Below are 9,476 nucleotides of genomic sequence, written 5' to 3'. Positions count from 1 at the left end.
CGCCCAGAATCTTGAATGCATTCTGAACAGATTTGATGGCACATCCTTTGACGCCGAGCTTACCTTCACCCTGCTCACTCTTCCGGAGGGGCCACGGATTCAGGCAACATTTCGTGATATCAGCGAGAGAAAACGGGCAGAACGTGAGATGAGGGAGCAGATGGAGACGATCAAAGAGCTCCAGCAGCAGGAAATGACCATGATAAACCAAAACCCGCTGCCCCTCCTCCTCATGGATCTGGATCTTAAGATTCTGAAGGTAAATGAATCATTTATTGAGATGAGTGGATATACGGAGCAGCAGCTTCTTACCATGCGGGCAAACGACTTTAAGGTACTTGAAAAGAGCGGACAGGGCCTTCGCGATGCACTTAGATCCAAAAAAGCAGTGACCGGCCAACTGAAAGTCGATTTTCCAACAGGGATCCATCATATAGAACAGGATATCATCCCACTCCTTGATAAGCACCATGAAGTTGTCAGCATTATGTCCACATACAAGGACAAGACAAACGAGATTAAAAAGGAGCAGGAGATCCAGCGAATGATACAAGAGGCTGAAGAACATGCGAGGCTGCTTGATCTTGCTGCACAGGATATCGGAGATGCATTTGCCCTTGTATCAAAAGGAGATATGACAACTGAGATCCCAAAACGAGAGAATGATCCGCTCATAGCAGTAAAAGAGAACGCAAACAAGACCATTGCCGCACTCCGAAAAGCCCTGCAGGAAGTGAGTCGGGTCTCAACAAGCGTCTCGGAGAATATGGGCGAGATAAGTAAGGGATCATCTGACATTGCACGAGCAACGCAGGCTGTAGCCCGCAATACCATGCAGTCCTCAGAGATAGGAAAGAACCTCATCTCGCATATGGAGGATATCACCAATCAGATCTCAACCCTCTCAGCATCCAACGAAGAGATCACCAGCACCAGTCAGGAGATCCTTCGTCATGCCAGAGATGTTGCCACACGGGGGAGCGAGGCACAGGCCCTTGGCAATGAAGCAAACGAGAAGATGAGTCTGGTCATGAAGATCGCCCAGGAGAGTGTTGAGGATATTGAAGAACTCAACTCACAGATTCGGGAGATCAATAAGATCGTGAAGATGATCAACGATATTGCCGGACAGATCAATCTCCTTGCCCTGAATGCCGCAATTGAAGCTGCCCGGGCAGGAGATGCAGGAAGGGGATTTGCAGTTGTCGCAGGTGAGGTCAAAAATCTGGCCGCAGATGCCAGAAAGGCAACCGACCACATCAGCGACGTGATCACCGCAATTCAGCGAAGCAGTGAGAAGACCTCCACTGCGATCCGGTCCTCACACTCGGAGATTGCTGTCGGTGTTGAGAGTGTGAATAAGACGATTGAGTCTTTAAACATCATGGTTAGTGGCGCATCCGAAGTGACAAGAGATATGGGAGAGATCGTCCGAGCCATTGAGGACCAGGCAAACATAGCAACAGCCGTCGTCAATACTGCCCAGGAAGGGATTAATCTTACGAGTGAAAACCTTTCCCAGATCGAAGAACTCTCTGCCCTGGCCGAATCCGTAAGCGCTTCGGTCCAGGAGATCAACAGTGCTATTGTTGAGGTTGAAGGTCTTACGAGCGAACTTCGAACCCAGATTCAGGCATTTAAAATTTAAATATTAGAAAAAATTCTGGGTGGCATAGTAGTATTCACCATCAAATGCCACCCCAATCCCAATCTTTTCATGAGCAGGAAGAAGAAGTGCTTCTTTGTGCGGAGGACTGTCCATGAAGGACTCAATGGCCACCTGTGCTATCTCATAGGGATCATCATTTCGAATTTCCCCAAACCCGTAGACATTTTTCTCGACCGGAATCTTGACAATATTCTCTCCGATACCATAAAATTCCCTCCCATCAGGCAGAATGCGGAACTGATTATAGTGATGGCGATCTGCCCGGTCAGCCGGATCCTCACCGTCCGGATTGGTGTGATCAAAAAAGTTCCGCTTTGCCATATCCTTGCTATGTTCACGGGCAATATCATCAAGAGCAGGATCGCGAACCAGAGCGGGGAGATTTCGAAGGGCTCGTTCATCATTCGAAAGGTTGAGAATGATCTCTGCAATCTTCTCCGAGAACCATTCCTGAGGCCTTTTGTAGGTTCTCTCTATTGCTACCGTCCCCTGGGATATGACATCATTCTCCGGACACGGATCCGGAGTGAGCGAAAACCCCTGACCAAGGATTGCCCCGGCGGTATAATTCCCCGGCGGAATAGTATCAGGAATCGTTGTAAGCAGTTCACGATGAGCTGTTTCTCCGGGGCGAAGGAATGAGAACTGCACCGAGCCCATCGCATAATCCTGGGGAGTGATATTCTCATCAGAGGAGAGGTAAAAAGTTACTTTCCTGCTCATCGAGATCATCTGACCATTATTTACTGCAGTGACGCTTGCAAAAAATGGGCTGCCAGGTGCAGAAGAGGGCTGAACATCCAATGATATAAGGCTCATATCTGCTGCTGTATCCTCGCCGGCAACATACCATGGAATGATCAGAAGAAAGAATGCCCCAATGAAAAAACGAAACATACGATTGTTATCACACATATGTACTGCCAGTTGATTATGCCAGATATTGTCGGAGGTAAAAACCATTCAGGTTTCCGGTCAGCTAAAACCGGAACCATCGCATCATTACAATAGCATCCTCAGTATCTGCATAATATCCGCATATCTGAAAAACCGGCTCATACCCGAGTTTTGTATAGAACTGAATGGCGTTTGTATTGGATACCCGGACTTCCAGCTGCATGGCGGTGGCCTTTTGTATCATGGCGGCTTGTTCTGCCCTTCTGACCAGCCTGGTCCCGATACCCCTGCATCGCATATCCGGATGTACGGCAAGACTACAGATATGTCCGTACCGCTCCTCACCGGTATCCTCAACCCCGCAGATAATATACCCACAGATGGAACCTGACGATTCAGCAATGAACACGGTGTCTGAAAAGGTTTCTATAGCCTCCTCGAGCGTTTCACGCGCCCAGGGATCAGGAAAAGAACTCTTCTCAATCTCCTGTACTGCTGAAATATCACCTTGAGCCATCTTTCGTATCCAAAGACTTCTTTCCTGCATCAAAGCCTGTACTTATCTGTCAGTGTTATCATATAGAAACAAGGGAAAATAGGTAAGAACACCTGGTGTCTTATGGTTCATATATATCCTTTTAAAGCAGTGCGGCCTGCCCCTGGAAAGGCCGAAGAAATCGCTGCCGTCCCATATGATGTCGTGAGTGCTGATGAAGCACGGGAGATTATAGAAAAGAATCCGCTCAGTTTTCTGCGAATTAGCAGGGCTGATGCACTATTACCAGACAAAGACCCGTATTCATCAGAAGTATACGAACTATCCAGGAAGATTTTTGATGAATATCTTGATTCCGGCCTCTTTATTCAGGATGAAACGGCTGCGATGTATGTTTATCGGGTTCATGATGGCCAAAGAACTTATACCGGTCTTGCCTGCTGTGCAGATACCAGGGAATATGAAAGTGGTGAGATTCGCAGGCATGAGCTGACAAGATATGACAAAGAGGAGGACCGGACCAGACATATCGATGCGATGAATGCCAACACCGGACCGGTTGTGCTTCTTCATGGCACGCATGCTGAGATCCGGGCAATCCTGAAGAGGTCAACCGAATCCCGTGAACCAGATATGGTAGCACAAGCGGCGAACGGGAGTGTCCATGAGATATTCACGATAACCGATGAGGCAGATCTTACCCGTCTGTATGAAATATTTGTCTCCATTCCGGCACTCTATATCGCCGACGGTCATCACCGGTGCAAGTCGGCAGTGAATGTTGTTGAGAAAAGATCACAGGGCGGAGGAAAAGTCCCGGAGGAGACCCATCATGTTCTGGCAGTGGTCTTTGCCGAGGACGAGGTTAAGGTTCATGGATACAGCAGATTGCTTACTGATCTCGCCCCCCTGACACCGGACAATTTTTTGAAAAAAATCTCTGACATTGCCCACGTGACGTTGTATGGGGATGCAGACCGGGCGCAGTTTACCCTTGTTCCAAAGATAGGCGGAGGAAATGACCATGTCTTTCATCTGTACCTGAAAGGAAAATGGTATGAATGTGTCATCCCCCGCAATCCGAAGATAACCGATATCAGAGCTCTTGATGTGAGTGTTCTGCAGGAACAGATTCTGATCCCTTTCCTTGGTATAACCGATCCACGAGGGGATCCACGGCTTTGGTATCTTGGAGGAGCCCGGCCGGTTCGTGACCTGATGACAAAGGTAGACAGCGGAGAATATGCTGCAGCCATCGCCATGCAGCCGGTGGATGTCAGAACCGTCTTTTCAATTGCAGATGCCGGGGGTATTATGCCACCAAAATCAACCTGGTTTGAACCAAAATTATTAAGCGGGTTGTTGATTCATCTTCTTGAATAAACTATTCATTTTTTTAAAAAGATAAAAATCTCTTTTTCAGAGTTCCGCTGCCTTGATGGTGTAGGCTGTCGGCGGTACCGGAATCGTGACATTCAGATCATCCGGAGCCTTCACATCGGTGACTGATGCGATATACCCGGCATACTCTGAAGGTTTAATTCCTGCAATCATCATGTCCTTTCCGGTGTATGACCGTGCCGTCAGGCGGTAATTCCCGCTTCCGCGTTTTCCATAAATCTTCACATAGTAGAGTTTCTGTTCATCAGGATGGGAAATTCCGACATACGCATTACTTCCAAGGCCGATATCCGCAGCGATTGCAACACAGGGATTATACTTTGGATTGCATGCCTCGTATACAAAAAGATCGAGATCAGGCTCGCAATTCCTGGTCGTAAACAGATTCACATCAGAAGAAGTCTGCATCAGGGGGGCACTGTCATCACACGGACCTGACAGGACCCATTCAACAAAGGAACGGTTCCCCGTGAGCCGGTACGCAAATGTCTTCGATTCACCGGCATTTAAAAATCCGGTCTGAATATTATCCCGGTACACCATTGCCGGAGCACAGTCTGCCTGATTGTAACAGGGCCCTCCGTAACAGGTGGTTGTTATCGGGCACTCTTTATCAATGACAATCGTATACTCAGCAAATCCCTTCATCGATTCAACAACAACAAACCATTCTCCTGATTCAAGATGGATCTTCTGTGATGAAGCAGGTTTTGGGGAACTTACATCCGCATTCCTGGTTACATGAATGGCGGATGGGACCCACGTACTTGAAGCCTTTTTTGCATACAGAGAAAATTCACTCCCCTGATCTCCTGATAGAGAGATTGTTGCAGTGCAGGGAACCTGAATTGTATACATTTTATTCTGTCCGGCATACAGGGCATTGGTAAATGCTTCCGATGACGCGCCACATACGAAACATGGCAGCGAGATTAGCATGAAAGCGAAAAGGAAAATGAATAATTTTTTCTTATTTTTCATACGTGACCCATCCAGCTCTTCCTGTGTGATCTTGAGCATCAGGGTAATGAATCTTACCAAATGAACGTCTGAAAAAAGAGAGTTATTCCGTTGAAACCGGAACAAATTCAGCCGTTGGAGCTGCAACTGAAGTAGTTACGGCAGTATCAGCTCCGGATCCGGTTCCCACACTTGAGATGGCAACCGAAGAGGATGTGGCAACCACCGGTGCTGATGCAACGATAATTGGAGTGTCTCCAAAGCACTTGTAGCTGTTCATCCTCAAATTATACGATCCACTGCCACTGCGTGCATAGACCATTACGTAATAGGTGGAACCACGCTGAGGGTTTGAGATCGAAACATACGCATTCGGGCCGTTGGCATAGTAATTGGTGTTGCAGTACGAATACTGGGGGTTACAGTCCTTAAACACATAGATATCAAAGTTCGGATTAAATGCGCTGCCGCTAAAGACCTGACCGGCCATCGAAGAGATGATGATCGGGGTTGAACCACTGCCAGATCCGGTCAGAATCCATTCGATCTGGGATCGCCCGTCTGTTGGAATATAATACCCATAGACTGCAGCCTGACCTGGATAGAGGAATCCGGATCGATCAACCGTCTTGTATGGACTGCATGGCCCTGGGATTGGCACCGGGGGGGATGAGGGGATCGGACCTGGCGGGAAGCAGTTGGTATCAGCGGTTACGTATGCCGTACCACTGCCGGATCTGGCATAGACGACAACGCACCACAGGCCCTGATCCAGATACAGGGTAGCAGTCCCCCCAAGACCGCTTGCATAGGCAAATTTGTCGTAATGAGACATGATGTACTCATTTGAGGGACAGGTCCCGGGAGATCCATAATTTTTCATTGCATAGAGATCAAATGCTGCACCATAGGGTGACTGGACCGTGATTTGTGAACCACAGTACCCGCTCACCCCGATTTCATGCATTGCCGATGAGCCCTGCCAGAGCCTGTACGACTTTGGAAAGTCGGTTGTGTATGCACTGGCTGATGATACCACCAGGGCACAGACGATAAGTATCAGGAGAGCTATTCCGGTATACCATATTTTCTTCATAATGAAATCCTCCTCAAGGCAGATGCCTTGCTTTCTTTGTAACTTCCGTACCGGATCTGATAATTCTTTTGAATAAATCCATGTTCCGAAATTCCGGAACAAAAAAAGAGATTCCGGAGATTATTCCGGCTGAATCATTGATTAATAACTATATCTGCAGATGGAGCAGATACTTCTGAACCAGATCCGGTATCATCCGATGCAACTGATGCGGTTGACATGGCTGCCTCCATTCCGGCAGATGCAACGATGATCGGCGTTGTGCCACACTTGTAACTGTTCATCTTCAGATTAAACGTTCCACTGCCACTGCGGGCATAGACCATTACATAGTAGGTTGAACCACTCTGCGGTGGAGCGACTGATACATAGGCATTGGGGCCATAGGAGTAGTACCGGGTGTTGCAGTATGAATTCTGCGGATTGCAGTCCTTGAAGACATACAGATCAAAGGTACTGCCACCGTATGAGCTGCTTTCAACTGACGGTCCTGCAGATGCCACGATGATCGGGGTGCTGCCACCGCCTGATGAGCTCATTGACCATTCAATCTTTGAACGCCCGTCAGTCGGGATATAATACCCATAGACTGCCGCCTGACCCTGGTTTAAGAATCCGGTCCTGGTATCTGACTTATAAACACCACAGGGGGTCGGATACGGGGTTGGATACGGAGTCGGATACGGACAGGTAGAGGTAACCCGCAGGGAGTATGAGCCACTACCGGAGAATCCGTATACCACAAGACACCAGGTACCTGCTTCAAGGGTCATGGTTGCCGTTCCGCTGTACCCGTATGCTACTTTATCATAATTGTACAGGATTGAATTGGGTGAAGGACAGGAACCATATCCCCACTTCTTCTTTGCATAGAGATCAAACCGGGCACCATAGCTGGAGACCACCGTTGCCGTTCCCGGACAGTTTAAGGTGACTTCATACACCTGAGAAGTCTGACCCTGCCAGAGTGATGCCTGTTGTTCACTTAATACACTCATCTCTTCCGCTGATACTGATACTGCCACCAGAGCACATACGATAAGCATCAGACAGGTGATGCCAATTTTCCAGAAGGTTCTCATCATTCCACTCCTCAAGGCGTATTGCCTTGTGATGAAACATACTCTCATATGTGACCTTATAAGGCTTGTTGTCAGGAAATATCAGGAGTACAGAGTTTTTTACAAAAAGGAAAAGGCACTATGAATGACCATATCCAAGGCGCCAGGGAAGCGAATGGAGATAAACAGAAAAAAGGTTTACCTGGTTATCACATGCTCACCGGTGTAGAGTGAGACCACGCCACCTATCACTATTACTGCAGGCGGACGGACCTTGCGTTCAAGTGCTAATTCAGCGATGGTATTCAGTATCCCTATCGTCTCACGCTGATCAGGCCGAAGTCCGCGCTCAATGACAGCAACAGGGGTTGCACCATCCATTCCGTGATCAACCAGAAATTTCGCAATTTTGCCAAGGTTTTTCACACCCATCAGGATAACGATCGTGCCCCGTGACCGTGCAAGCCACTCCCAGTCTATAGCCGATTCCTCTTTTGTCGGATCCTCATTCCCCGTCAGAATGGTTACCTGTGATGCAAATCTCCGGTGGGTTACCGGTATTCCAACCGATGCCGGAACTGCGATGGCACTCGTCACGCCAGGTACAACTTCCACCGGTATGTTATGCGCCCTCAGCGTCTCCAGCTCTTCGCCGCCCCGTCCGAAAAGAAACGGATCTCCACCCTTTAATCTGACAACCTTCCGACCCTCGTTTGCATATGAGACCATCAGATTCTCTATCTCATCCTGCTCGAGGGTGTGATTATCCCCATACTTCCCGACATCTATCTTCTCAGCATGTGCCGGAAGACTGGCCAGTATCTCATCACCCGGCAACTGGTCATAGAGGATGACCTCCGCCATGTCCAGAACCTCACGTGCCCGGCGTGTCATAAGGTTCAGTCCACCCGGTCCTGAACCGACAAGGTATACTCTTCCTTTATCATTCATGTGTTATTCCCAGCCTCTGGTACGCCTCATTGATCAAATCTCCTGCCTTCTCCCGTACTTCCTGACCAAATCTGACCGCGTCATCAATATCTGCAAGGGTCCGCTTCCGTCTGAAGCTCCGGTCACCTTCAAGGGAGAGAACCTCTGCAATCATCAGCCGGTCATGACAGTAAATACCAAGCGGAGTAAAGCATCCTCCACCGATCACCTCCATAACCCTTCGTTCAAGCATCGTATCAATCCGGGTTTTTTGATCATCCAGTCCGGATATGATATCCGTTATTTCTGGATCCGTTCTGGTAACGACTGCAATCGTCCCCTGATTTGGTGATGGCACATGCAGGTGCGGGTCTAGCTCGTATCCAGAAAGGTTCAGGGAGAGCCGTTCAAGACCTGCTTTTGCAAGCAGAATTCCATCATACACACCACTCCTGAGCTTTGAGAGCCGGGTATCCACATTTCCCCGGAGTGGCTTAATAGCAGTCCAGGGGAGATTGCGACGACACTGAGCGGTTCGTCGTGTGCTGGAGGTCCCAAGAATCGTAATATCAGTCAGATCATGGTCCGTAACGATGAAATCACACGGAGAATCACGGGGCAGAATAGCCGCGGTAATAAGACCTGCCGGCCGTGCCGCCGGGATATCTTTCATCGAATGAACCGCAAGATCGATCCGCTTCTGCTTAAGGGCATCATCAAGAGCCCTGACAAATACTCCCTGTCCGCCGATCTCATGGAGGGGAACGCCGGTCTGTTCGTCACCGGCGGTCGAGATGAACACCAGCTCAGTCTCCTCTCCCAGATCATGCAGCAGACTACAGACTTTTTCAGCCTGAGCCCGGGCGAGCTGTGACGCCCTGGTACCTACCCGGAGAGGCATGATGCATACGCCGAAGAGAGGTATTCAACATCCGAATCAGAATGGGCTACTGAGAGAAAGTTTGT

General features: G+C 48.8%; 9 protein-coding genes. 2 read left to right on the top strand and 7 right to left on the bottom strand.

The genetic code is table 11. The features are described 5' to 3' along the window. The coding region (locus PLA23_RS06765; protein ID WP_324474560.1) for a methyl-accepting chemotaxis protein at positions 1 to 1,648 on the top strand (1,648 nt) is incomplete at its 5' end. A 3-nt stretch (positions 1,649 to 1,651) separates the two neighbouring features. On the opposite strand, the gene PLA23_RS06760 is transcribed toward PLA23_RS06765, so the two are convergent. Next, positions 1,652 to 2,566, bottom strand: coding sequence for a CAP domain-containing protein (locus PLA23_RS06760; RefSeq protein WP_324474559.1), 915 nt, complete (start codon positions 2,564 to 2,566; stop codon positions 1,652 to 1,654). A gap of 82 nt (positions 2,567 to 2,648) precedes the next feature. After that, complete coding sequence (gene rimI / locus PLA23_RS06755; RefSeq protein WP_324474557.1) at positions 2,649 to 3,113, bottom strand: ribosomal protein S18-alanine N-acetyltransferase; 465 nt, start codon at positions 3,111 to 3,113, stop codon at positions 2,649 to 2,651. Positions 3,114 to 3,185: 72 nt separating this feature from the next. Here rimI and PLA23_RS06750 point away from each other — a divergent pair, with 72 nt between their 5' ends. Then, positions 3,186 to 4,445: a DUF1015 domain-containing protein gene (locus PLA23_RS06750; protein WP_324329019.1), complete on the top strand. Its 1,260-nt coding sequence runs from the start codon at positions 3,186 to 3,188 to the stop codon at positions 4,443 to 4,445. Between the two features lie 36 nt (positions 4,446 to 4,481). Here the strand turns inward: PLA23_RS06750 and PLA23_RS06745 are convergent, their stop codons facing one another. The 5 genes from PLA23_RS06745 to hemC all read right to left on the bottom strand — a co-directional run bounded on the left by PLA23_RS06745 (position 4,482) and on the right by hemC (position 9,411). After that, positions 4,482 to 5,504 (bottom strand): hypothetical protein, encoded by a 1,023-nt coding sequence (locus PLA23_RS06745; RefSeq protein WP_324474556.1) that lies wholly within the window; start codon positions 5,502 to 5,504, stop codon positions 4,482 to 4,484. Between the two features lie 22 nt (positions 5,505 to 5,526). Further along, positions 5,527 to 6,519, bottom strand: a complete 993-nt coding sequence (locus PLA23_RS06740) for a hypothetical protein (protein ID WP_324474555.1) — start codon at positions 6,517 to 6,519, stop codon at positions 5,527 to 5,529. Positions 6,520 to 6,653: 134 nt separating this feature from the next. Beyond that, positions 6,654 to 7,604 carry a PPC domain-containing protein gene (locus PLA23_RS06735; RefSeq protein ID WP_324474554.1) on the bottom strand — a complete coding sequence of 317 codons (951 nt, stop codon included), beginning with the start codon at positions 7,602 to 7,604 and terminating at the stop codon, positions 6,654 to 6,656. 174 nt (positions 7,605 to 7,778) lie between these two features. Continuing rightward, positions 7,779 to 8,531: a uroporphyrinogen-III C-methyltransferase gene (gene cobA, locus PLA23_RS06730; protein ID WP_324329013.1), complete on the bottom strand. Its 753-nt coding sequence runs from the start codon at positions 8,529 to 8,531 to the stop codon at positions 7,779 to 7,781. After that, entirely contained in the window at positions 8,524 to 9,411 is an 888-nt protein-coding gene (gene hemC / locus PLA23_RS06725) for a hydroxymethylbilane synthase (RefSeq protein ID WP_324329011.1), read from the bottom strand. The genes cobA and hemC overlap by 8 nt, the downstream gene beginning before the upstream one ends. Positions 9,412 to 9,476 lie beyond the last annotated feature (65 nt).

Origin of the sequence: Methanospirillum sp. (assembly GCF_035406105.1) — an archaeon.
Classification (GTDB): Archaea; Halobacteriota; Methanomicrobia; order Methanomicrobiales; family Methanospirillaceae; genus Methanospirillum.
This window is presented reverse-complemented; position numbering and strand designations above follow the sequence as displayed.